The organism is Microbacterium sp. ACRRU, from assembly GCF_022346945.1.
Lineage (GTDB): Bacteria > Actinomycetota > Actinomycetes > Actinomycetales > Microbacteriaceae > Microbacterium > Microbacterium mcarthurae.
The window spans coordinates 38,373-61,194 of sequence record NZ_JAKRNI010000007.1 but is presented as its reverse complement, the minus strand read 5'-3'; the positions used below and the strand labels follow the sequence as shown (position 1 = coordinate 61,194).

General features: G+C 70.3%; 17 protein-coding genes and 1 pseudogene. 5 read left to right on the top strand and 13 right to left on the bottom strand.

From position 1 onward, the window contains the following. The first annotated feature begins 10 nt into the window (after positions 1-10). Entirely contained in the window at positions 11-823 is an 813-nt protein-coding gene (locus tag MHY30_RS05965) for a shikimate 5-dehydrogenase (protein WP_239275960.1), read from the top strand. A gap of 39 nt (positions 824-862) precedes the next feature. On the opposite strand, the gene MHY30_RS05960 is transcribed toward MHY30_RS05965, so the two are convergent. Both MHY30_RS05960 and MHY30_RS05955 read right to left on the bottom strand, forming a co-directional pair. Next, on the bottom strand, positions 863-2,167 hold the full coding sequence (locus tag MHY30_RS05960) for an ABC transporter permease (protein ID WP_239275959.1): 1,305 nt from the start codon (positions 2,165-2,167) through the stop codon (positions 863-865). After that, the gene (locus MHY30_RS05955) at positions 2,164-2,871 is read right to left on the bottom strand and encodes an ABC transporter ATP-binding protein (RefSeq protein WP_239275958.1); all 708 of its coding nucleotides are present in this window, start codon (positions 2,869-2,871) and stop codon (positions 2,164-2,166) included. Before MHY30_RS05955 ends, MHY30_RS05960 begins: the two co-directional genes overlap by 4 nt. 131 nt (positions 2,872-3,002) lie before the next feature. Here MHY30_RS05955 and MHY30_RS05950 point away from each other — a divergent pair, with 131 nt between their 5' ends. Beyond that, entirely contained in the window at positions 3,003-4,223 is a 1,221-nt protein-coding gene (locus tag MHY30_RS05950) for a sensor histidine kinase (protein WP_239275957.1), read from the top strand. After that, on the top strand, positions 4,220-4,885 hold the full coding sequence (locus tag MHY30_RS05945; RefSeq protein ID WP_239275956.1) for a response regulator transcription factor: 666 nt from the start codon (positions 4,220-4,222) through the stop codon (positions 4,883-4,885). Before MHY30_RS05950 ends, MHY30_RS05945 begins: the two co-directional genes overlap by 4 nt. A gap of 26 nt (positions 4,886-4,911) precedes the next feature. Here the strand turns inward: MHY30_RS05945 and MHY30_RS15420 are convergent. Together MHY30_RS15420 and MHY30_RS05930 are read right to left on the bottom strand one after the other, a co-directional pair. Beyond that, positions 4,912-6,649 (bottom strand): annotated as a pseudogene (locus MHY30_RS15420) (Na+/H+ antiporter). A gap of 104 nt (positions 6,650-6,753) precedes the next feature. Continuing rightward, a complete protein-coding gene (locus MHY30_RS05930; protein ID WP_239275955.1) occupies positions 6,754-7,545 on the bottom strand; it encodes an SDR family oxidoreductase in 792 nt (263 codons plus the stop codon). A 58-nt stretch (positions 7,546-7,603) separates the two neighbouring features. On the opposite strand from MHY30_RS05930, the gene MHY30_RS05925 reads away from it, so the two are divergent. Continuing rightward, on the top strand, positions 7,604-8,266 hold the full coding sequence (locus tag MHY30_RS05925; RefSeq protein ID WP_239275954.1) for a TetR/AcrR family transcriptional regulator: 663 nt from the start codon (positions 7,604-7,606) through the stop codon (positions 8,264-8,266). Between the two features lie 24 nt (positions 8,267-8,290). Here the strand turns inward: MHY30_RS05925 and MHY30_RS05920 are convergent, their stop codons facing one another. The 6 genes from MHY30_RS05920 to MHY30_RS05895 form a co-directional block, all read right to left on the bottom strand. Next, the gene (locus MHY30_RS05920) at positions 8,291-11,644 is read right to left on the bottom strand and encodes an ATP-binding protein (RefSeq protein WP_239275953.1); all 3,354 of its coding nucleotides are present in this window, start codon (positions 11,642-11,644) and stop codon (positions 8,291-8,293) included. Beyond that, a complete protein-coding gene (locus MHY30_RS05915) occupies positions 11,641-12,321 on the bottom strand; it encodes a DUF4194 domain-containing protein (RefSeq protein ID WP_239275952.1) in 681 nt (226 codons plus the stop codon). Before MHY30_RS05915 ends, MHY30_RS05920 begins: the two co-directional genes overlap by 4 nt. After that, positions 12,314-13,789 (bottom strand): DUF3375 domain-containing protein, encoded by a 1,476-nt coding sequence (locus tag MHY30_RS05910; protein ID WP_239275951.1) that lies wholly within the window; start codon positions 13,787-13,789, stop codon positions 12,314-12,316. The genes MHY30_RS05915 and MHY30_RS05910 overlap by 8 nt, the downstream gene beginning before the upstream one ends. A gap of 360 nt (positions 13,790-14,149) precedes the next feature. Then, a complete protein-coding gene (locus tag MHY30_RS05905; protein WP_308192649.1) occupies positions 14,150-15,553 on the bottom strand; it encodes an APC family permease in 1,404 nt (467 codons plus the stop codon). A gap of 168 nt (positions 15,554-15,721) precedes the next feature. Further along, positions 15,722-17,116: an aspartate aminotransferase family protein gene (locus MHY30_RS05900; protein WP_239275950.1), complete on the bottom strand. Its 1,395-nt coding sequence runs from the start codon at positions 17,114-17,116 to the stop codon at positions 15,722-15,724. Continuing rightward, entirely contained in the window at positions 17,113-17,583 is a 471-nt protein-coding gene (locus tag MHY30_RS05895; protein WP_239275949.1) for an Lrp/AsnC family transcriptional regulator, read from the bottom strand. The genes MHY30_RS05900 and MHY30_RS05895 overlap by 4 nt, the downstream gene beginning before the upstream one ends. Before the next feature lie 167 nt (positions 17,584-17,750). Here MHY30_RS05895 and MHY30_RS05890 point away from each other — a divergent pair, with 167 nt between their 5' ends. Further along, complete coding sequence (locus MHY30_RS05890) at positions 17,751-18,470, top strand: HEAT repeat domain-containing protein (protein WP_239275948.1); 720 nt, start codon at positions 17,751-17,753, stop codon at positions 18,468-18,470. A gap of 2 nt (positions 18,471-18,472) precedes the next feature. On the opposite strand, the gene MHY30_RS05885 is transcribed toward MHY30_RS05890, so the two are convergent. The 3 genes from MHY30_RS05885 to MHY30_RS05875 are packed head-to-tail and all read right to left on the bottom strand — an operon-like array spanning position 18,473 to position 22,769. After that, on the bottom strand, positions 18,473-19,897 hold the full coding sequence (locus MHY30_RS05885; RefSeq protein WP_239275947.1) for an aminobutyraldehyde dehydrogenase: 1,425 nt from the start codon (positions 19,895-19,897) through the stop codon (positions 18,473-18,475). Further along, positions 19,894-21,255, bottom strand: a complete 1,362-nt coding sequence (locus MHY30_RS05880; RefSeq protein ID WP_239275946.1) for an aspartate aminotransferase family protein — start codon at positions 21,253-21,255, stop codon at positions 19,894-19,896. Before MHY30_RS05880 ends, MHY30_RS05885 begins: the two co-directional genes overlap by 4 nt. 26 nt (positions 21,256-21,281) lie before the next feature. After that, positions 21,282-22,769 carry a CoA-acylating methylmalonate-semialdehyde dehydrogenase gene (locus tag MHY30_RS05875; RefSeq protein ID WP_239275945.1) on the bottom strand — a complete coding sequence of 496 codons (1,488 nt, stop codon included), beginning with the start codon at positions 22,767-22,769 and terminating at the stop codon, positions 21,282-21,284. Between the last annotated feature and the right edge of the window lie 53 nt (positions 22,770-22,822).

Below are 22,822 nucleotides of genomic sequence, written 5' to 3'. Positions count from 1 at the left end.
CCGTCCCGCCATGCCCGAATTGAGCAAAGACACCGTCCTCTGCATCTCTCTGGCGGGGCGCCCCTCCAACATCGGCACCCGGTTCCATAACTTCCTCTACGCCGAGCTCGACCTCGACTTCGTCTACAAGGCATTCACCACGACCGATATCGTCGCCGCCATCGGCGGTGTCCGAGCCCTCGGCATCCGGGGCTGCTCGGTGTCCATGCCCTTCAAGGAGGCGGTGATTCCGCTCGTGGACCACATCGAGCCCTCCGCCGCGGCGATCGGGTCGATCAACACGATCGTCAACGACGGCGGCGTGCTCACGGCCTCGAACACCGACTACGAAGCCATCGCGAGCGTCATCGACAGTCATCGCCTCGACCCGACGGCATCCGTGCTCGTTCGCGGTTCGGGCGGCATGGCCAAGGCCGTGGTGGCGGCGTTCCACGGAGCCGGCTTCGCCGACGTCACGGTGCTCGCGCGCAACACCGAGGCCGGGCCCGCGCTCGCCGAGGCGTACGGCTTCCGGTGGATCGCCGACGATCCCGCACCGGGGGCGTCGATCATCGTCAACGTCACGCCGCTCGGAATGAACGGAGCGGATGCCGATGCCCTGGCGTTCTCTCCCGCGCAGGTCGATGCGGCCCGCACGGTCTTCGATGTGGTGGCCTTTCCGGCAGAGACGCCGCTCATTCGGGCCGCGCGCGCCGCGGGGAAGGACGTCATCACCGGCGCGGAGATCATCGCGTTGCAGGCGGCGGGCCAGTTCGCGCGCTACACCGGGGTAACCCCGACGGCGGACCAGATCGCGCGGGCGTCCGCGCATTCGCGCGCTTAAGGCGGGGCGCGGAGACCGTTGCTCCGCGCCCCGTCGGGTCTACTCGTATCGCAGCGACTCCACCGGGTCCGCCCGTGCCGCTCGCGCGGCCGGCAGGCTCCCGGCGAGGAAGGCGATGCCCATGATCGCCAGCGACGTCACGACGATCGACGCCGGATCGAACGCGATGAGCTGGAGGCCCGGAAGGTCGCTGAACAGAGTCTCGGTGAGCTGAGCACTCACCGCCGTTCCTACGCCGATCGCCACGACCGCGCCGACGACGCTCCCCAGCAGACCGAGCACGACCGCCTCGAGGCTGAACAGCGAGAAGATCCGCCCGCTCCCCATCCCCATCGCCTTCATGAGGCCGATCTCCCTGGTGCGTTCCTGCACGGACATCAGCAGCGTGTTGACGATGCCGAAGCTCGCGGCCAGCAGCGCGATGACCGCGAAAGCGTTGAGCACCAGCACGATCCCATCGATGACCGCCTTGAACGTTCCGAGCTGGTCGGCGACGGTACGGCCGGTGTAGCCGGCGTCCTCGAGGGCGGCCGTGACCTCGTCGATCTGCTCCGGCGTTGCGGCCGGCGACACCTGAGCGCTCGCGCTGGCATACCGGTCCAGCTGGTCAGCGGGGACACCGGTGTTCTGCGCGTCGAACAACGCGTCCTGCAGAGCGGTGTTGTTCGTCAGCGCCACCGTCGAGGCGAAAGCCTCCTCGGTCACGCCGGTCACCGTGGCCTCCACCAGGTGCTGCGTTCGGACCGGATCGGTCACGGCGATCGTCACCGTCTTCCCCACGGCGTCGGCGTCATCAGCGAAACCGAGAGGCTCGACGAGAGAAGCCGGCAGAGCCACCTCCCGCGCGGAGGCATCGTCGTCGGGCGCCGCACCCGCCGAAAGCTGCGGGGTCTGGCCTGTGATCAGACCGCCCGCGGTCGCGACGTAGCGCTGGCCGTCCCCGTACTGGACGTAATCGATCGTCACGGATCGTACGGGGGTGACCTCCTCGACACCGGGAATGTCGGCGATGGCCGTGATGTCCTCGTCGGTCAGGGCGGACACCTGGTTGACCGCGCCGGGGCGTCCGGGGTCGGTCGGCGCCGTCGCGATGGCATCCGGGTCGTACTTCTGCGGACCCGTGGATGCCGCTCCCGCGGCCGACGACTTCGACACCGTGAGCACGTTCGAGGCGCCGATCGAGGCGACGGTGTCGTCGATGAAGCGGTTGATGCCGGTACCCAGACCGTTCGTGATGGTCAGGGTGAAGGCGCCGACGAAGATCGCGAGGACGGTCAGGATCGTGCGCGTCTTCGACCGGAACGTGTTCGCGAAGGCGGAGGAGACGAGGTCTGTGGTCTTCATGCTGCCCGGCCCTCCTCGGCGACGATCACGCCGTCGCGGATCTGGATGCGGCGGTCGCACCGTGCCGCGAGATCGTCGTCATGAGTGACGACGATCAGGGTGATGCCGTGTTCGCGGTTGAGGCGGAACAGGATGTCTTCGACGACGGCGCCCGTGGCGGAGTCGAGGTTGCCGGTGGGTTCGTCGGCGAAGATCACCTGGGGGTCGTTGACCAAAGCGCGCGCGATGACGGCGCGCTGCTTCTGACCGCCCGAGAGGGCCGTGGCCTTGTTCTTGGCCTTGTCCTGCATGTCGAGCTCCGCGAGCGCGGCCATGCCGCGGCGACGGCGCTCGGCGCGTCCGACCCCCGCGATCTTGAGCGGGAGGACGACGTTCTCGAGGACCGAGGCGGTCGGGGTGAGGAAGAACTGCTGGAACACGAACCCGAACGTCTTGTTGCGCGTCCGGTTCAGGTGCCGGCCGCGGAGGGTCGCGGCATCCGTTCCGTCGAGGGAGACCGTGCCGCTGGACGGGGCGTCCATGAGGGCCAGCAGGTGCATCAGCGTGGACTTGCCGGAGCCGCTCTTGCCGACGATGGCGAGGCTCTCGCCGCGTCGGATGTCGAGCGAGACTCCGCGCAGGGCGTCGAAGCGGGCCGAGCCGCGGCCGTAGGACTTGTGCAGGTCGACGACCGAGAGGAGGGGTGGGGGCGTTTCGGGTGTCATGGTCTCACTGTCGCCACCCGCGCCGCCTTCCGCGTCGCTCGGGCGGGGTGAACGCCTACCCCCGTGGGGGGATCTGCGTCTGCCCCCGCACGGCGATGGCCCCGCGGTCGGCGGGACGTCAGACTAGGACGATGCGAGACGCTCCGACTCCCGACGCGGCGCCGCATCCCCTGCCGCCCGTGCCGAGCGGGGTACGGGATGCCGTCATCGCCGTGCTCGTGATCGTGCCGGTCTTCGCCCCCGTGCCGTTCCCCGAGCTTCGGCCCTCGAGTCCGCTCGTGTACGCCCTCGCTCTTCTGCCGGCGGGTGTGCTGCTCCTGCGGCGCCGCCTGCCGCGCATTGTCCTCGCGGTCTGCATCGCGCTGTACCTCGCCGCCCTCGCTCTCGGCACGCTCGTGCCGGGCGCCGCGGTCGCCATCGCCATCGCCTCGTACGGTGTCGCGTCGCGGCTCGAACGGCGCGCGGCGGTTCCGGTGGGGATCGCGGCCGTCGCCGTCCTCACGGGCGGAAGCATCGTGGTGTCGGTCACCACGGGCATGGACACCCGGTTCCTCCAGGTCGGGCTCACCGCCGCGCTCGCCGGAGCCCTGGGGGATGCCGCGCGCTCCCGCCGCGCCTATGTCCGCGCGGTGATCGAACGCGCCCGGCGCGCCGAGCAGACGCGCGACGCCGAGGCGCGCCGACGTGTGACCGAGGAGCGCCTGCGCATCGCGCGGGATCTCCACGACGCGGTGGCGCACCAGATCTCGGTCATCAGCCTGAACGCCGGGGTCGCCTCTTCGGCGCTCGACACGCGCCCCGAGCGCGCCCGCGAGGCTCTCGCGACCATCCGCACCGCGTCCCGCGAGGTGCTCGGCGAGATCGGCTCGATGCTCACTCTCCTGCGCACACCCGACGAGGCCGACAGCCGCACGCAACCGGGCCTCGCCCGGCTGGCCGACATGGTCGAATCGGTGCGCGTCGCCGGGTGGGAGGCGGTCGTGCGGGACGAGCTCGGCCTCCCGTCCGCGGCGGAGGACCTGCCTCTGAGCGTGGACATCGTGGCCTACCGCGTCGTGCAGGAGGGGATGACCAACGCCCTCAAACACGGAACGGCTCGTCGGGTGCACGTGCTCTTGCGGCGCGACGGCGACGAGCTCGAGGTGGTCGTGACCAACCCGGTCGATCGGGTGGCGCCGGCGTCGGAGCTGCCGCCGTCCGGATTCGGTCTCGTCGGCCTGCGCGAGCGCGTCGATTCGGTCGGCGGTGTCCTGGAGGCCGGCCCCGGGCCGGGCGGGTTCCGTCTCGCCGCGCGACTTCCTCTCGCGCCGGCGGCGGGCGCTATGCGTGTGACTCCGGGAGGTGCCGCGTGACCACGGTGCTCATCGCCGACGATCAGGCGCTCATCCGTGTCGCCGTCCGTGACCTGCTGGACTCCGCCCCGGGGTTGGAAGTCGTGGGCGAGGCCGCCGACGGCGAGGAAGCCGTCGACCTCGCGCGTCGTCTCCACCCGGACGTGGTCGTGTGCGACATCCGGATGCCGCGAATGGACGGGATCGAGGCCACCGAGCGCATCTGCGGCGACCCCGGTCTCGCCGAGACGCGCGTGCTCATCCTCACGACGTTCGAAGAGGACGACTACGTCGTGGCGGCCCTTCGCGCCGGGGCGAGCGGTTTCATCGGCAAGGGCGCCGAACCGGACGACATCGTGCAGGCCGTGCGGACGGTGCACGACGGGGGCGCACTGCTGTCGCCGGTGGCCACCCGGGCGCTGATCGAGCGGTACGTGCACGGCACGGCATCCGAGTCCGCCCGTCCGGCGCCCGCTCTCGACGCCCTGACCGAGCGCGAGCGCGAGGTGCTGCACCTCGTGGGCCGGGGCCGCTCCAATGACGAGATCGCCGCGGCGCTGTTCATCTCGCCGCACACCGCCAAGACCCACGTGAAGAACACGATGCTCAAGCTCGGCGCTCACGACCGCGCGCAGCTGGTGATCGCCGCATACGAGAGCGGAGTCGTGCAGCCGGGTCGCTGAACTGATCGCTCTCAGGGGCGAGGCGGTCAGTCGGCGCTCTTCTCGATCCCGCGGGCGCGGATCTCTTCGATGTCGAGGTCACCGAGGATCCGCCGGGCGACGAGATCGTCGATCGTGCCCTCGCGGCGCAGGCGGAGGAGGACCTCGCGCTCGCGGTCGAGGATGGCCAGCCGCAGGCGCGTGGCCTCGCGGTGGCGGAGCAGCGGCGACCGCTGGGACAGGTCGATGTCGTCGCTCACGGCCAGCATCTCCAGTTGGCCCGCCGCACGCTGCCCGTCGGTGTCGCCGTCCGCGCCCGGGGGGATCGGGCCCATGCGCGAGGCCGCGTCGTCGTCACCGGCAGCGGTGTCGTCGTCGCGTTCCTGTTCTTCGGCGCGCAGCCGCGCGACGACGCGCGCGTTCGCCAGTTCGAGCCGCTCATAGCCCTCCCGCCGCGCGCGGTCCCGCACCACGTCGCTGATGCCGTGCTCGGCGGCGAGGTCGTCGAGCGCGGCGAGGGCGGCACCGGAGATCGCCCGCTGCGCCAGCTCGAACTCCTCGACGGCGGCGTCATCGGTCGGCAGCTTCGCCCATCGTATGACGGCGGGCAGCAGCGGCCCCTGCACGAGCAGGGTCAGGACGATCACCCCGGCCGTGATGAAGACGACGGCGTCGCGGCCGGGCACGGGCGAGCCGTCGGCCAGGGTGAGGGGAACGGAGAGCGCGATGGCGAGGGAGACGGCGCCGCGGAATCCCGCGACGGTACTCACCACGCGTGATCGGTGGCGCACCGACCGGGTCGAACCCCCGGCCGGGCGTGACAGCGGCGAGAACAGCCATTGGAACAGATAACGCACCACCGCCAGCACGATCCACGCGGCCCCGGTGATCAGTAGCAGCGTGCCGATCTCGGACGGCGAGATCTCGTGCAGCACCAGTTGGATCTCCAGCCCGATGAGCACGAAGAGCGCGCCGTTGAGCAGGTAGACGCCGGAGGGCCACGTGGCATCCGCCGACCGCCGCGATAGGGCGGTGGTGATCCGGGGGGGAGATCCACGCGACGATCAGACCCGCGAACACGACCGCCAGCACTCCCGAAGCGTGGGCGATCTCGGCGAGGAGGAAGGACACGAACGGCACCAGCGCGAGCGTGAGGTTGATCGTGAGCGTCGATTCCATGCGACGCAGGGCGAGGTACGCCAGGGCGGCGACGGCGACACCGGCGACAGCGCCGCCGAGATACGACACGAGCACCATGCCGGTGATCTGCCACGCCGTGATCTGGTCGCCGACGAGAAGCGACACCGCGATCGAGTACAGGACCAGGGCGGTTCCGTCGTTGGTGAGGCTCTCGGCTTTCAGCTTCATGAACGTGCGTTCGGGGAGCAGACGTCTGAGGGCCGCAACAGCGGTGGCGTCCGGGGGAGCGACAGCGGCCCCCAGCACGAGCGCCGCCTCCCACGGCACGCCCATCCAGGTCGCAACGCCGGCGACGGCGAACGCGGATGCCACGACCAGCAGGGTGCTCATCGGCACGATGTACCGGAGCGATCGGCGCACCGAGCGCAGCGACGTCGTCCACGCCTCGCGGAAGAGCAGCACGGGAAGGAACAGCAGCAGCACGGTCTCGGGGGGAAGCTCGATCTGCCGGAGCTCGGGCACGAAGCCGAGGGCCAGGCCGATCACGAGGAGAACGAGGGGAGTGGCGATCCGCAGCCGAGGGGCCAGCACCGTCCCCAGAAGGATCGCCAGTCCGAGCAGGACCGTGACTTCGAGTCCTTCCATTCCCCACCGCCTTCCACCGCGCCCTCAGCACACAGCGTAGGCAGGCCGCGCAGAATTCCCGAGGGCGCGTTCGCTCTCCGCGCCGTGCGAACTCCGGGACGGGGTCACCGGCGCGTGGTCGGCCGCATGGCGCGCTCGGCGATGGCGAGGACCGCGCGCTCGGGAAGGCGCGCGGCGAGGCGCGACGAGAGAGCGTTCGCGGTGCCGTCGATGACCGTCGGACGCCCCCGGCGGAGTCCGCGCAGGGCACTGTCGACGACACCCTCGGGTGTGCGGCGCGGCCCCACCGACGCGTCGTCTCCGGCGGTGGTGAAGAACGGCGTCGCGGTCGCGCCGGGGCAGATGGCCAGCACATCGACGCCCGTGCCGCGCGTCTCGCGCCACAGCGCCCGCGAGAACGAGAGCACGTACGCCTTCGTGGCTCCGTACACAGACATGTGAGGCAGGGGCTGGAAGGCGGCGGTGCTGGCGACGTTGATGATCGCGCCGCGTCGGCGCTCGAGCATCCCGGGAAGGAGGAGTGCCGTGAGCTCGGTCAGGCTGGTGACGTTGACCGTGATCTGGGTCGTGAGCGAAGGGAGCGGCTGTGTCGTCAGATCGCCGTGGATGCCGAGACCCGCATTGTTGATCAGCGCGTCGATCTGCAGTCCCTCGGCCCGCAGCCGGTCGGCGAGGGCGGCCGCCGCGCCGGGCGCGTCGAGATCGTGCGCGAGAGGGACGGCGCGGATGCCATGCCGTCCGTGTAGCTCGGTCGCGAGGGCGGCGAGCGCATCCGCGTTCCGTGCGACGAGGACGAGATCGCCCCGGTCGGCGGCGATGCGCTCCGCGAAGGCGCGCCCGATGCCGGTCGATGCCCCGGTGATGAGGGTGGTGGTGCCGCGTCCAAGGATGCGCATGAGATCTCCTTATTAAACAAACCAGTCGGTCTATATATTATGCACCTATAATCGACGTATGTCTCCTGACGCTTCGGCTCCCGCGCGACGGGTCGGGCGGCCCCGGGGCCGCACGTCGCAGGGAGAGGCGTCGCGTGACGGCATCATCGACGCCGCCGCCTCGGTGTTCGCGCGCCTGGGCTACGACCGGGCGCGAATGGCCGACATCGTCGAGGCGAGCGGGCTGTCGAAAGGCTCGGTCTACTTCCACTTCGACAGCAAGGAAGCTCTCGCCGTCGCCGTGCTGGCGGCCCGGCACGAGCGATGGGTCGCCGACGTCCAGCGTGCCCTCGACGCGGTGGAACCGGGAGAGGCGCGGCTGCGCGCGCTGCTGCCGGCGGTGCTCGCTCTCCACGACGGAGATCCCGATGCCTGGGTGATCTCGCGGTTGACCTGGGCGCTGGCCGAGCAGGAGGAGACGCGTGCGTTCGCGGCTTCCCTCACCCGCCGATGGATCGACGTCGTCGCCGAGATCGTCGCCGACGCGGCGCGCGAGCGGAACGTCGACGTCGACGCGGTGACGGTGGCGACCGTCGTGGTCGGGGGATTCGACGGGCTCAAGACCACGGCCGCGGTGCTGCACTCCGACGATTCCGCCGCCGCGCACCGCGCGCTCGTGACGGCAGGGCGCGTGTGGGAGCGCATGGTCTTCGACCTCGTCCGCGGACCCGACCGCGACTGATCGGCCCCTTCCCTCGGCGACGCCTCAGTCTCCCGTCGGCAGCGCCACCTTGGCCTTGGCCCACGAGCGGCCGCGGGTGTCCTTGAGGATGTCGTACTCGACGTCGACGTGCGGCTCGATCGCGCTGTACTTGTCGTTGGGGGCGCCGATGACGAGCTGGAACCCGAGTCCGCGCCACGCGCCGATCGCGCGCTTGGTGAAGTGCGCGTCGGCCTTGATCAGCGCCTCGTCGAGGAACACCGGCGCGTAGCGCGGACGCTCCGCGCCGGCATCCCCGAGCTGATAGCGCAGAGCCGCGCCGACGATGAAGGCGATGAGCTCCTGCGACTCGCCGCCGGACTTCTCGCCGATGTGGTCATACAGCGCGACGTGCCCTCCGGTGTCGGCGCGGAAGCGCTCGGCGCTCACGCGCACGTGGTTGCGCACGTCGATGAGGTCGCCGAAGTCCGGTGCCCCCGGGCGGATACGTCCGATCAGTCGCGCCATCCGGCCGTACACGGCCTCGCGCTCGTCATCGGTGGACGCTGCGTCGATCGCCGCGCGCACGTCGCGCAACTCGCGGCGGAAGCGACGACGCACCTCGGACTGACTCTCGCGCGGCACGATCTGCAGGCGGTGCTCGTCGTCGTAGAACGGCAGGTCGCGCATGATGTCGTTGATCGGGGCGATGCGCTCGCGGATCTCGCGCAGCGCCCGCGTGAGCGACGAGTCGAGGTTGGTCAGATCGTTGCCCGACAGTCGCAGGAGGCTGTCGCGCCATTCCGCTTCCAGCTCGTGCAGCCCGCTGGCCTCGAGGTCGGCGAGGATGCGTTCGAAGTCCCCCACGGACTCGTCGGGGTCGGCGAGCAGGTTCGGGCTCGGCCAGCGGTCGATGAACGCCGTCAGGGTGCGCCGTAGGTTCTCGCGCTGGTCGGCCCACACCTCCTGCGCCTGCCGCTGCTCCTCGAGCAGCCGCTTCGAGGCCGACTCCAACGCCGCGTCGAAGCGCGCCAGACGCTGCGACGGTGACACCTCCCCGCCCTCCGGGGCGACGAACAGCGCGTCGAGGTAGGCGGCCTCGTCGTCGGTCAGGGTGAGGCCCGCGTCTTCGGCATCCTCGAGACGTCCGTGGGCGGCGTCGACCTCGTCGGTCACCTCGGCCCAGCGTGCGGCCAGGCGCTGCTGCTCGGTCTTGGCGCTTCCGATCTCCTCGCGCAGGCGGGCCGCGCGGGACCGTGTGCCCGCGATCTGCTCCTGCAGTTCCGCGATGCGCGGGTTACCCGCGGTGACCTCGGCGACGGTTTCGTTCCAGCGCTCGATCTCGCGATCCACGGATGCCGTGTCGATCTGCTCCCACGTGAGGTCGGCGATCTTCTCGAGGGCACTGCGACGGTCGTCGAACGCGTCCAGGGCGGCCGCGGCCTCGTCGACGGCGCTCTTCGCTTCGGACAGTTCGCGGCGGAGGGCCGCGATCTCGTCGCCCAGCTCGGTGAGTCGCACGCGGCTGGAGAACCCCAGGATGCTGTGTCGCGCCGACCCGCCGTGGGCTCCCCGCGTGCCCTGGCTGCTCTGCCCCGAAATGGTGAGCGCCATGCGGTGCTGCGACAGGTCGTCGGCGGCATCCACGCACACGAAGCCGAACTGCTGCTCGAGCCGGTCCTGCAGCCATCCGGTGAAAGGGGAGGAGCGGTAGTCGAGGCGTCCGGGCAGCGTCGCGGGGTCCAGCCCCGTGCGCTCGGGTGCGCCCGTGGGCACACCCTCGAAACGCAGCCGCTCCGACAGGCGAACGCCGTCGATCGCGGCCCGGAAGGATGCCAGGTGCGCGGCGTCGACGAGGAGGGTCGTCGCAAAACCCCCGAGCGCCAGGGTGAAGGCCCCGCGCCACGGTTCGAACTCGGTCCGCACGTCGACGAGCTCGGCGACGAACGGCAGTTCGGCGGTCGTGAGCCCCGCCGCCTCGGCGAGCGCCTCCCGTGCCTCGTGCAAGCGCGGAGGGATGTTGTCGTCGCGCGTCTGCGTCCGCCGGTGTTCGGCCTCGAGGGTCGCCAGCTGCTGGCGCAGCGCCGTGTGTCGGCTGCTGGCTGCCACGAAGGCGTCGCGCACCGCGGTCTTGGCATCCGCGTCGGCGAGGGTGCGGCGGGCCTCGTCGGCCAGCGTCGCGAATCGCTTGGCGCTGTCGACCTCGGTGCCGAGCGCGGCGAGGGCGCCGTCGAACCGATCGCGGTCCCGTTGCATGCCGACGCGGCGGCGCTCGAGGGCGCGCAGTTCGCGCTGGGCGGTCTCGAGCCGGTCGCCGCCGGCGGCGCGGAGCACGTCGCTCAGCGCGTCGCGATCGGCCTCGGCGCCGTCGGCGAGGGCCTGGCGCTCGCGCACGAGCGCATCGGTGGCGTGGGTGCGCTCACGCAACTCGTCTTCGACGGCGCCCAGGAGGTCGATCCGGCGTTGCGCGCGCCACAACGATGCCCGCGAGGTCGGGTCGGTGAACCGGCCGAGCGCGTCGATGATGCGGACACGGTCGGCGGCCTCGTCGATGCGGGACTTCAGCGTGCGGATCGGTTGCAGCGCCCGGACCTGCTGGCGGGCCTCGACCATGCGCGTGCGGGTGCTCTCGAGGCCGTCGAAGTGCGCGACCACGGCTTCCGCGGTGGCGAGGGTCTCGGGCTCCTCCAACACCATCCGCTTGTACAGATCGTCGACGGTGGTGATCTGCTGACCCGCCTGGATGCGGGCGAGCAGGCTCATCGCCTTCGCTCCCGCCCCGGCGGCTCCGATCCCGAGGACGGCATGCAGCCGTGCCGAGAACTCCCGATCGGTGGCCAGGGTGTCCAGCCCGGTCGTGCGGACCGCGACATCCGACAGGTGCTGCTGCGCGGCCGGCTCAAGTCGCCGCAGATCGAAAGCGCCGTGGACGGTGCCGCGCACCTTCACCGCGTCGTCGAGCACGCGCGCGGCGGCGGGGATGTACCACGCGCGCACGGCCGTGAAGCGGGCGCCGTCGTGGTCGACCCAGGTCATCGCGATCGCGGTCCACGTGTCGGTGCCGTCGCCGCGCAGGACGCGGACCTTCGTGCCCTCGTCGGTGCGCGACTCGTCGAGCTTGCCGCGGCCGTACGACAGGATGTTGCGCTGCTCCTGTCCGCGCGGACGGCCCACGACGGCGCCGTTGGAGGCACCGTTGAACGGCGTCGTGTGCGGCATCATGAGCGCCACGTACGCGTCCATGAGCGTCGACTTGCCCGACCCCGAACCACCGCACAGCAGGGTCGCGGTCGGAGCGAAGCGGACGCGGTGCTCTCCGTCGTACCCGCCCCAGTTGATCAGCTGCAGCTCCTCGGCGACCCACTGCTGACCGCGGGAGGCGGCGGGGATGAGTCCGAACAGCGTCTCGAGCATGGTCATGCGGGCTCTCCCTCATCCGGCGTGTGCGCGTCGAGCCAGTGCTGCAGCTCGCGCAGGACCTCGGCGCTCAGGACGATCTCGATCAGCGGTCCGATGCGGTACCGGCCCTCAGACTCCTCCTCGATGATCCCCTCGCGGTCGAGGCGCGCGATCGCGGTGCGCACCGCGCGTTGCTGGCTCGCGCGAGTGCCGTCGGTTTCGGCGAAGTAGGTCAGCACGGTCTGCTCGACCTCTTCGACGTCGACCCGGGCCGACGGTGAACCCGCGGTCGTCTCGCGCTGGTACACGGTGCGCAGGTACACCAGTACGAGGGTCTCGGCGCGCGAGTACGCCTCGTCCTTGAGCAGGATCGGAACGTCGACTTCGTCGCTGCGCACCTGCTCCTTGTAGGCGACGCCGCGGTCGTGGTCGACGACGAGCCGCACGAACAGGTCGTTCAGGCGCGACTCGATCATCTGCTGGTGCTCGAGGAGGAGTTTCCATTCGGCCGGGGAGCTGTCCGCGAGAAGGAAGCGGCGCTGCAGGATCCGCACCAGCACGCGCCGGACGTCGGCATCCAGGATGCCGCGATCCCCGGCGAACAGCGCGTCGGGGTCGTTCTCCATCGCGACGGGGGCGATGAAGGCCGGGGTGTCGTCGGCGGACGCGGCGGGGGCGGGCGTGTCGACGTCAGTCATCGGCATCCGTTTCTGTCGGGCGCACGGCGGTGACCGCCGTGAAGGCGAAGCGTCGGGTGGTGCCGTCGGGCCGGACTGCCTCGACCACGGACACGTCGTCGCCGTCGACGAGCCCGCCGCGGTGGGCGATCTCGAGCAGCCCCACGAGGTCGACGGGGCGGCGGGTGGCGTCGTCGGCAGCGGCGAAGGCTTCGGCGAGGTCGAAACGGTCGCCCAGGGTCTGGACGTACCGCTCGAGCTCGGCGTAGTGGGGCCCGCCCCAGGCGCGCGTGTCGGCGTCGACGAACTCGACGTCCGTCTCGTCGACGGAGAGCGGGGCGGGGGCACCCGGCGGGCGGACGTCGCTGAGCGAGCGCCGCAAGTGGCCGACGTCGGCGAGGGGCAGCGTCCGTACCGGGTCGACGCGGCCGGGCGACTTCGTCTGGCTCCATCGGTGCAGCCCCGCCATCACCGAGCGCAAGAGGTCGTCGATCTGGCGGTCGCGGATCGGGTCGTGCGTCTTCACCTGCACGGTGATGACGTGCGACGCGCGGCGCTGTGCGGTGAGCACCTCGAGGACGCCCGCCTCGACGCGACGCGCGATGGCGTCGAGGTCTGCGCGTTGCTCACGGGTCATCAGACGGGCGAACGGCTGGGTCAGCACGGCGTTCACCCGCTCGGTGAGGTCGTCGATGTGTTCGGGGTCGCCGATGAGCCGCAGCGCTCCTTGGAACGCGCGGCCCTCGGGGGTGGCCTGCATCACGTGCCGACCACGCTCCAGGTACTCCCGCAGAACATCGCCGGTGGGACGAGCGTCGCGCCGCAGCTCGGCGACGACGTCACGCTGCATCGCCGCGATCGACTCGGCGACCCGTGAGAAGTCGGCGGGGAGCTCGCGGGCGAGGTGGATGACATTCTCCGCCTCTTCGAGCAGATGCTCGTCGTCGAGTGGTTCCATGACGCCGTCGTCGAGCGCCGCGATCTCGGCATCCAGTGCCGCCCGCTCGGCCAGCAGAGCGTCACGGCGTCGCGCGGGGTCGGTCTCGGCGTCGCGGGCGAGGCGCTCGACCGCGTCGAGGAGCGTGCGCACGCGCGATCGGGAGACGCGCGCGCGGCCGCCGCCGGCCCGGCCGGCGATCTCGAGGGCGCCGACGGCGTGCGCCGAGAGGCGGTACACCTCGACGTCGTCCTCGATCTGCAGGCTCAGCCAGCCCACACGGACCCAGGCTCGGCAGATGTCGCGCGCGGATCCCGCCGGGATACGCCGGTCGTCCTCGGTGTCGTAGCCGGCCGCACGCAGTTCGTCGATCGCCTCGGCGACCTCGACGTGTGCGTCGGCGACGGCGACGGCGGGGCGGTCGGGCGAGAAGAGGTTCGAGAGCACCGCCACCACGAACGGGGCGAACCGGCCGTGCAGCAGGTCGAGCATCGGGTTCTTGAACGCGGTCACCGAGCGCAGGTAGGCGGCTTCGGCGCGGGTCGTGCTCACTGGCTGAAGTCTACCGGCGGGTCGCGTCGGGGGTGTTGCGCCCCCGAGCGGCAGCCGACCTCCGCGACGACCGGCCGCCCCGAGCGGCACAACTCCTGCATGCCCTGCGTGGGTGAGCGAGGAGATGCGGGGGGCGCTGATTCCGCCGGAGTTGTGCGTGCCCGGGCCGTCGCGCGGATCCCACGACCAGCCCGCCGGACGGCATCGGCACAACTCCTGCTCTGGTCGCCGCCGGGGCGATCCTCGGTGCCCGGTGACCCGGTTCTGCCGGAGTTGTGCGCACCCGATCGGATCGGGCCCCGCGACGCGAAGGCCGCGGCATCCATCGAGGGACGGATGCCGCGGCCGAGGCGGGGCGTGTCAGATCTCCGAGCGCGGACCCGGAACCGTTTTGTTGACGCCCGTGACCGGCTGGTTCTCGTCGAAGGACGCGATGGGGCGCCGGAACCCGCGGGTGAGGATGACGAGGTACACCACGCCCAGGCCCGTCCAGATGAGACCGCCGACGAGCGCGTGACCGTCGAGGTTCACCCACAGCAGACCCGTGAGGAGCATGCCGATACCGGGCATCACGATGTACCGGAAGATGTCGCCCGGCGTCTTGCGGAGCCCCTGCCGGATCGCGAACCAGGCGATCACCGAGATGTTCACGAACGTGAACGCGATCAGGGCGCCGTAGTTGATGTACGCCGCGATCTGCTCGAGGGTGAACGAGATCGCGAACAGGCTCACCAGGCCCACGATGATGATCGAGAGCGTCGGGGTGTGGGTCTTGGGGTTGATGAATCCGAAGATGCGGCGCGGCAGCACGTTGTTGCGGCCCATCACCATGAGCATGCGCGACACCGAGGCGTGCGAGGCCAGCCACGACGCGAGCGTCGCCGCGAAACCCGCGGCCGTGAGCACGGCCTGCAGCACCGGCCCGCCCACCTGGACGCCGATCTCGGGCAGCGTGCTGTCCTCGATCGCCTCGGGCGGGAACGCCGCCGAGTCCGGGAAGCGCAGCTGGGTCACGTACGAGGCGATGAGGAAGATGACGCCACCGGCGACGAGCGTGAGCACGATCGCGCGCGGCATGATCTTCGGGGTCTTCGCCTCCTCCGAGTACATCGACACCGCGTCGAACCCGATGAACGAGAAGCACACGATCGTGGCTCCCGCGAGCACCGCACCGAACTGCACCTCGCTGTGGACGAAGGGGGTCAGCGACACGGGGGTGCCGGCTCCGGCGCCGCCCACCAGCTGCACCACCACCATGACGACGAAGACTGCCATCACGAGGATCGAGAACACCAGCAGGATCATGTTGACGTTCGAGGTGCCACGCATCGTCATGTAGATGACGCCGGTGACGCCGGCGGTGAAGACGACGACCCAGATCCAACCGGGGATGTCGGGGAAGAGCGCCTCCATGTAGCTGCGGAGGATGAGCGCGTTCACCATCGGCAGAAGCATGTAGTCGATGAGCGCGGTCCAGCCGACGACGAAACCGACGCCCGGGTGGATCGATTCGCGAGCGTATGTGTACGCCGAGCCCGCGCTGGGGATGGCGCGCACCATCTTTCCGTAGCTGACGGCGGTGAAGACCAGCACGATGAGCGCGACCGCGTACGCGGCGGGCACGACGTTGTTGGTCTCCTCGGCGACGAGGCCGAAGGTGTCGAAGACGACGGTCGGGGTCATGTAACCCAGACCCAGACCCACGATGGACCAGAGTCCCAGGGTGCGGGCGAGCTTCGCGCCCGAGGCAGAGGGCGCCGACACGGCGGCACCGATTTTCTCGTTCGTGGCTACTCCTTGAGGGGCGGGTCGGGATCGGGCGGATCCGACCGGGGCGAGTGATGTCGGGTGGTGCGGCGGTGCACCGCTCCGGGTGGGAGCGGGTGAGGAAGAAGCGGATGCCACCGGGGTGGGGCGGCATCCGCTTCCGCGTCAGAGGCGCGTCCAGGCCTCGGTGAGGACGGAGCGCAGAATCTGCTCGATCTCGTCGAACTCGGACGGACCGATGGTCAGGGGCGGAGCGAGCTGGATGACGGGGTCGCCGCGGTCGTCGGCGCGGCAATACAGCCCGGCGTCGTAGAGCGCCTTGGAGAGGAATCCACGCAGGAGCCGCTCGGACTCGTCGTCGTCGAAGGTCTCTTTGGTGACCTTGTCCTTCACCAACTCGATGCCGAAGAAGTACCCGTCGCCGCGCACGTCACCGACGATGGGGAGATCGAGCAGCTTCTCGAGCGTCGAACGGAAGACGGGGGAGTTCGTGCGCACGTTCTGCAACAGCCCCTCCTCTTCGAACACGTCGAGGTTCTCCATCGCGACGGCGGACGAGACCGGGTGCCCGCCGAACGTGTATCCGTGCGGGAAGGAGGAGTCGCCGTGCGCGAACGGCTCGTACACGCGGTCGCTCACGATCGTGCCGCCCAGCGGTGAGTACCCGCTCGTGACGGCCTTGGCGAAGGTGATCATGTCGGGCTGGTAGGAGTAGGCCTCGGCTCCGAAGTAGTAGCCCAGGCGTCCGAACGCGCAGATGACTTCGTCGCTGACGAGTAGCACGTCGTACTTGTCGCAGATCTCCCGCACGCGCTGGAAGTATCCGGCCGGGGCGGGGAAGCAGCCGCCGGCGTTCTGCACCGGTTCCAGGAACACGGCGGCGACCGTCTCGGGGCCCTCGAACTGGATCATCTGCTCGATGCGATCGGCGGCCCACAGGCCGAATTCCTCGGGCGTCCCGCCGCCGAAGCCGGACTCCGCGGCGCGGTAGTAGTTCGTGTTGGGCACGCGGAAACCGCCCGGGGTGACGGGCTCGAACATGTGCTTCATCACGGGCAGGCCCGTGATGGCGAGGGCGCCCTGCGTCGTGCCGTGGTAGGCGATGGCGCGGGAGATGACCTTGTGCTTGGTGGGCTTGCCCTGCGTCTTCCAGTACTGCTTGGCGAGCTTGAACGCGGTCTCGACCGCCTCTCCACCGCCGGTGGAGAAGAAGACGTGATTGAGGTCGCCCGGGGCGAGATGGGCGAGGCGGTCGGCGAGCTCGATCGCGGCCGGGTGGGCGTACGACCACAGCGGGAAGAACGCCAGCTCCTCCGCCTGCTTCGCGGCGGCCCGGGCGATGCGGCGACGACCGTGACCGGCATTGACCACGAACAGGCCCGCGAGGCCGTCGATGTACCGCTTGCCCGCGGCATCCCAAATGTGGTGTCCCTCGCCCTTGACGATGATGGGAACGCCGGGTCCGTCGGTCATCACCGACTGGCGCGCGAAGTGCATCCACAGGTGGTCGCGGGCCTTCGCCTGGAGGTCGGACTGCAGGTCGATTTCGTGAAGCGTCATCGCGTTCCCCAGTTGTAGAGCTGTCGGTGGAGTTTCAAGTACACGAACGTCTCGGTCGCCACCACGTCGGGAAGCGACCGGATGCGATCGTTGAGCAGGTCGATGAGGTCGTCGTCGCTCTCGCAGACGACCTCGACGAGCAGATCGAACGAACCCGCGGTCGAAACGACGTAGGTGACGCCGGGGAGCTCGGCCATCTCCGCCGCCACGACCCGCGTGTCACCGGAGACTCGAACGCCGATCATCGCCTGGCGGGCGAAGCCGAGCTGCAGCGGGTCGGTGACCGCGACGATCTGGAGGATGCCGGCGTCCTGCATCTTCTGCACGCGCTGGCGAGTGGCGGTCTCGCTGAGGCCGACGGCCTTGCCGACCTCGGCGTAGGAGCGGCGGCCGTCCTCCTGCAGCTGCTCGACGATGGCCTTCGACACGCTGTCGAGAACCGGACGCCGTTCCGCGGAGATGCTCATGATGGGGCGACGGTATCAGCGGTCTCGTCGGTTACTCAATGATGAAATCGAGTCTTCTCGAACCGTAACACTGCGGAAACCGTCGTTCGCGGGTCATTCCCTGCCGAACGGCGCCGTTGGCGTCGGCGCGTGTCAAGCTGGGCGGGGCGACGAACGGAGGGCCACGGATGGCCGACGGTGACATCACGGCAGGCCTTCGGGCCGCACTGGAGCGGGACGACGCTTCGCTGCGCCTGCGGGCGGCGATGGATGCCGGTACGCGCCCGGACGACGTGTTCATCGAGGTGCTCGTGGATCGCTGCGCGGTCGAGCCCGACTTCTTCGTGCGCGACATGCTCACGTGGGCGCTGACTCGCCACGACACCGCCAAGGTCATCTCCGCGGTGCTGCCCGAGCTCGCTTCGCCGTTTCCGCAGGCCCGCAGCCAGGGGCTGCACACGCTGTCGAAGATCGGCGACCCGGACACGTGGTCGGCGATCACACCCGCCCTTCTGCACGACGAGGAGCCGTCCGTCGCGCGCGCGGCGTGGCGGACGGCGGCGGGCCTCGTGCCCGATGCCGAGCGGACCGCGCTCGCCGCCGCGCTCGCTCAGCATTTCGGTCGGGGCGAGATCGAGACGCGCCGGAGCCTCAGCCGCGCCTTCGTGATGATCGGCGAGGACGCGCGTCCGACCGTCGACAGGGCGGCGGAGTCCGACGATGAGGACGTCCGCGTGCACGCCCTCGCGACGGGGGCCTTGATGGACGACCCGGATGCCGGGTTCGAGGGCGCGGTGGGACATGCGCGCCGCGTGAACGCACTGCGCACGGCACCGACGGTGCCGGACGCGGCCCGGGGCGGCGACACGCCGGACGCCGCCGAGGAGACGGGGACGCCCGGCGTCTGAGCTCAGGCCAGGCTCGACATCACGTGCTTGATGCGCGTGTAGTCCTCGAAGCCGTACACCGAGAGGTCCTTGCCGTATCCGGAGTGCTTGAACCCCCCGTGCGGCATGTCCGAGACGAAGGGGATGTGGGCGTTGATCCACACGCACCCGAAGTCGAGGTCGCGGCTGAAGCGCATCGCCCGGCCGTGCTCGCGGGTCCAGACGGATGCCGCGAGCGCGTAGGGCACGTCGTTGGCCCGCGCGAGGGCCTCACCGTCGTCGTCGAACGACTGCACCGCGAGGACCGGTCCGAACACCTCCTGCTGCACGAGCTCGTCGTCCTGCCGCAGGCCCGTGACGATCGTGGGCGCGAAGAAGCAGCCGGTGTCCCCGACGCGCGTGCCGCCGGTCACGACGCGCGCGTGCGTGGGCAGTCGATCGATGAATCCCCGCACCCGTGCCAGTTGGTCGGAGTTGTTGACCGGTCCGAAGAAGGCCGCGGGGTCGTCGGGGGCGCCCACGCGCACGTGGTCCGCGACGTAGGCGACGAGCCGCTCGACCAGCTCGTCGTGAAGAGAGGCGTGCACGAGCAGGCGCGTCGCCGCCGTGCAGTCCTGACCGGCGTTGAAGAACGCCGCCTGCGCGATTCCGGCGGTCGCGGCATCCAGGTCGGCGTCCGGGAAGACGATGGCGGGCGCTTTGCCGCCCAACTCGAGGTGGACGCGCTTGACCTGCCGCGCCGCGGACTCGGCGACCTGCATGCCCGCGCGCACCGAGCCGGTGATCGCCACGAGCTGCGGCGTCGGGTGCTCGACGAGGGCGCGACCGGTCTCACGGTCGCCGAGGACGACGTTGAACACCCCCGGCGGAAGGATCTCGGATGCCAGCTCCGCCAGACGCACCGTGGTCTGCGGTGTGGTCTCGCTGGGCTTGAGCACGACGGTGTTCCCGGCGGCGAGTGCGGGGGCGATCTTCCAGATCGCCATGTTGAGCGGGTAATTCCACGGTGTCACCTGCGCCACCACGCCGATCGGTTCGCGCCGCACGTAGGACGTGAAGCCTTCCGCGTACTCGGCGGCCGCGCGTCCGTCGAGGTCGCGTGCGGCTCCGGCGAAGAAGCGCAGCTGGTCGACGGACTGGTCGATCTCGTCGGCGACCAGCGTCGCGCGGGGCTTGCCGGTGTCCTCCGATTCGAGATCGGCGAACTCCTCCGCGTGGTCGGCGAGCGCATCGGCGAGCCGGAAGAGCGCGAGCTGTCGCACCGCGGGCGTCGTCAGTCGCCACGACGCGAAAGCGCGCGACGCCGCGGCGAAAGCGGCATCCACCTCTTCCTCGGTCGAGCACGGCGCCTGGGCGTACACCTCTCCGGTGACGGGGCTGACGAGGTCGAGCAGGCGCCCGGCCGAGGCGGCCGACACACCGTCGACGACGTTTCGCAGAACCCTCATGCCGCAGCCGCCCCGTCGGCGACGGCGAGGGCTTCGTCGATGATGTCGAGCCCGCGCACCAGATCCTCCTCCGAGATGACGAGCGGGGGAGCGACGTGGACCCGGTTGAAGTGCGTGAAGGGCCACAGGCCCGCCTTCTTGCACGCCGCCGCGAAAGCGGCCATCGGCGCCGCGTCGGCCCCCGCGGCGTTGAAGGGGACGAGCGGCTCCCGCGTCTCACGGTTGCGCACGAGTTCGATCGCCCAGAACAGGCCCCGGCCCCGCACCTCGCCGACAGACGGGTGCTTCTCGGCCATCTCGTGCAGACGCGGGCCGACGACGCGCTCGCCGAGGTCGCGCACCCGCTCGAGGATCCCGTCGCGACGGAACACCTCGAACGTGGCGATACCGGGGGCGCACGCGAGGGGGTGCCCCGAGTACGTCAGACCACCCGGGAAGGTCACGGTGTCGAAGTGGCTCGCGATGGCATCCGAGATCACCACTCCGCCCAGCGGCACGTAGCCCGAGTTCACGCCCTTTGCGAAAGTGATGAGGTCGGGCGCGACGTCGAACGCGTCGATCGCGAACCATTCGCCGATACGGCCGAATCCGACCATCACTTCGTCGGCGATGTAGACGATGCCGTACTTGTCGCACAGCGCCCGCACGCCCGGGAGGTAGCCGGGCGGGGGGACCAGCACGCCGTTCGTGCCGACGACGGTCTCGAGGATGATCGCGCCGATCGTCGACGCACCCTCGAGGATGATCGTCTGCTCGAGGTGCTGCAGGGCGCGCGCGGTCTCCTCTTCCTCGGAGGACGCGTGGAACGCCGAACGGTAGGCGTACGGACCGAAGAAGTGGACGACCGACGCATCGGCGGGCTCGTTCGCCCAGCGCCGCGGGTCACCGGTGAGGGTGATCGCGGTGGAGGTGTTGCCGTGGTAGCTGCGGTACATCGCCAGCACCTTGCGTTTGCCGGTCACCAGGCGCGCCATGCGCACGGCGTTCTCGTTGGCATCCGCTCCGCCGTTGGTGAAGAACACCTTGGAGAAGCCCTCCGGCGCGACCTCGGAGATGAGGCGGGCGAGCTCGCCGCGCGTGCCGTTGGCCATCGCGGGCTGGATGGTGGCCAGCTCACCGGCCTGGCGCTGGATCGCCGCGATCAGGTCGGGGTGCTGGTGGCCGAGGTTGAGGTTCACCAGCTGCGACGAGAAGTCGAGGTAGCCGTTACCGGCGTGGTCCCAGAACGTCGCGCCCTCGCCGCCGGCGACGGGGAGCGGGTCGATGAGCGCCTGTGCGCTCCACGAGTGGAAGACGTGGGCGCGGTCGTCGGCGCGGACCTGCGCGTCGGCGGCGAGGTCGGGGGAGGTCAGGGTCATGGTCGTTCCTTTCCGGATGCCGCGGGTCAGTGGTTGCTGGGGAAGCCGAGGCTGATCTGGCTCTCGCTGGGGTCGGGCCAGCGGGTCGTGACGACCTTGCTGCGCGTGTAGAAGTGGATGGACTCGGGGCCGTAGATGTGCGAGTCGCCGAAGAGCGAGTTGCGCCAGCCGCCGAACGAGAAGGCTCCGACCGGAACCGGGATGGGCACGTTGACACCCACCATGCCGACCTCGATGTCGAACTCGAACTGACGGGCCGTGCCGCCGTCGCGCGTGAACACGGCGGTGCCGTTGGCGAAGGGGCTGGAGTTGATCAGCTCCACGGCCTCGTCGTACGTCTTCACGCGGACGACCGAGAGGACGGGTCCGAAGATCTCGTCGTCGTACACCTTCATGCCGGGGGCGACCTGGTCCACGAGCGAGACGCCGATGAAGAAGCCGTCCCCGTCGAACTGCTGCGTCGTGCCGTCGACGACCACCTCGGCGCCTTCCCCCGCCGCGCCGGTGACGTACGAGGCGACCTTGTCGCGGTGTTCGCGCGTGATGAGCGGACCCATCTCGCTCGCGGCATCCGTTCCGGGGCCGATCTTCAGGCCCTGGATGCGGGATGCCACCTTCTCGACGAGCGCGTCGGCGACCTCGTCGCCCACCGCCACGAGCACCGACACCGCCATGCAGCGCTCGCCGGCGGAGCCGTAGGCGGCCGAGACCGCGGCGTCGGCGGCGGAGTCCAGGTCGGCGTCGGGCATGACGACCATGTGGTTCTTGGCCCCGCCGAGGGCCTGCACGCGCTTGCCGTTCTCGGCGGCGCGGGAGTAGATGGACTTGGCGATCGGGGTCGAGCCGACGAAGCTCACGGCGCGGACGTCGGGGGAGTCCAGCAGCGCGTCGACGGCGACCTTGTCGCCGTGCACGACGTTGAGGACACCGGCCGGGAGCCCCGCCTCCTCGTACAGCTTCGCGAGGAAGATCGCGGCCGAGGGGTCTTTCTCGCTGGGCTTGAGCACGACGGTGTTGCCGCACGCGATCGCCGAGGCGGTCATCCACAGCGGAACCATCACGGGGAAGTTGAACGGCGTGATCGCGGCCACCACGCCGACGGGCTGCTTCACCGAGTGCACGTCCACGCCGCGGCTGACCTGCTCGGCGTGCTCCCCCTTGAGCAGGTGCACCAGGCCCGCGGCGAACTCCACGTTCTCGATTCCCCGGCTGATCTCGCCCTTGGCATCCGAGAGGACTTTGCCGTGCTCGGCGGTGATGATCGCGGCGAGCTCGTCGGTGCGTTCGACGAGGAGGTGACGGAGGCGGAAGAACACGTCGGCCCGCTTGATGAGGCTCGTCGCCCGCCACCCGGGGAGTGCGGCCTTCGCGGCCGCGATCGCCTCCTCCACCTCCGCCGTCGAGGCGAAGGCGACCTGCGCCTGCACCCTGCCCGTGGCGGGGTCGAAGACATCGCCCGTGCGTGCCGATTCGCCGCGCGCCGTGCCGGCGATGTGGTGGTGGATGACGGTCATGCGGATCCTCCTCGAGAAATGCGCCGGGCCGGACAGATCGACCGGAAGCGTCG

Excerpts from the sequence above, each read along its gene's own strand:
- MHY30_RS05960 (WP_239275959.1), bottom strand. The coding sequence starts at position 2,167 with ATGAAGACCACAGACCTCGTCTCCTCCGCCTTCGCGAACACGTTCCGG.
- MHY30_RS05915 (WP_239275952.1), bottom strand. The coding sequence starts at position 12,321 with ATGACTGACGTCGACACGCCCGCCCCCGCCGCGTCCGCCGACGACACC.
- MHY30_RS05880 (WP_239275946.1), bottom strand. The coding sequence starts at position 21,255 with ATGACCCTGACCTCCCCCGACCTCGCCGCCGACGCGCAGGTCCGCGCC.
- MHY30_RS05875 (WP_239275945.1), bottom strand. The coding sequence starts at position 22,769 with ATGACCGTCATCCACCACCACATCGCCGGCACGGCGCGCGGCGAATCG.
- MHY30_RS05920 (WP_239275953.1), bottom strand. The coding sequence starts at position 11,644 with ATGACCATGCTCGAGACGCTGTTCGGACTCATCCCCGCCGCCTCCCGC.
- MHY30_RS05890 (WP_239275948.1), top strand. The coding sequence starts at position 17,751 with ATGGCCGACGGTGACATCACGGCAGGCCTTCGGGCCGCACTGGAGCGG.
- MHY30_RS05965 (WP_239275960.1), top strand. The coding sequence starts at position 11 with ATGCCCGAATTGAGCAAAGACACCGTCCTCTGCATCTCTCTGGCGGGG.
- MHY30_RS05895 (WP_239275949.1), bottom strand. The coding sequence starts at position 17,583 with ATGAGCATCTCCGCGGAACGGCGTCCGGTTCTCGACAGCGTGTCGAAG.
- MHY30_RS05930 (WP_239275955.1), bottom strand. The coding sequence starts at position 7,545 with ATGCGCATCCTTGGACGCGGCACCACCACCCTCATCACCGGGGCATCG.
- MHY30_RS05950 (WP_239275957.1), top strand. The coding sequence starts at position 3,003 with ATGCGAGACGCTCCGACTCCCGACGCGGCGCCGCATCCCCTGCCGCCC.
- MHY30_RS05955 (WP_239275958.1), bottom strand. The coding sequence starts at position 2,871 with ATGACACCCGAAACGCCCCCACCCCTCCTCTCGGTCGTCGACCTGCAC.
- MHY30_RS05925 (WP_239275954.1), top strand. The coding sequence starts at position 7,604 with ATGTCTCCTGACGCTTCGGCTCCCGCGCGACGGGTCGGGCGGCCCCGG.
- MHY30_RS05885 (WP_239275947.1), bottom strand. The coding sequence starts at position 19,897 with ATGAGGGTTCTGCGAAACGTCGTCGACGGTGTGTCGGCCGCCTCGGCC.
- MHY30_RS05900 (WP_239275950.1), bottom strand. The coding sequence starts at position 17,116 with ATGACGCTTCACGAAATCGACCTGCAGTCCGACCTCCAGGCGAAGGCC.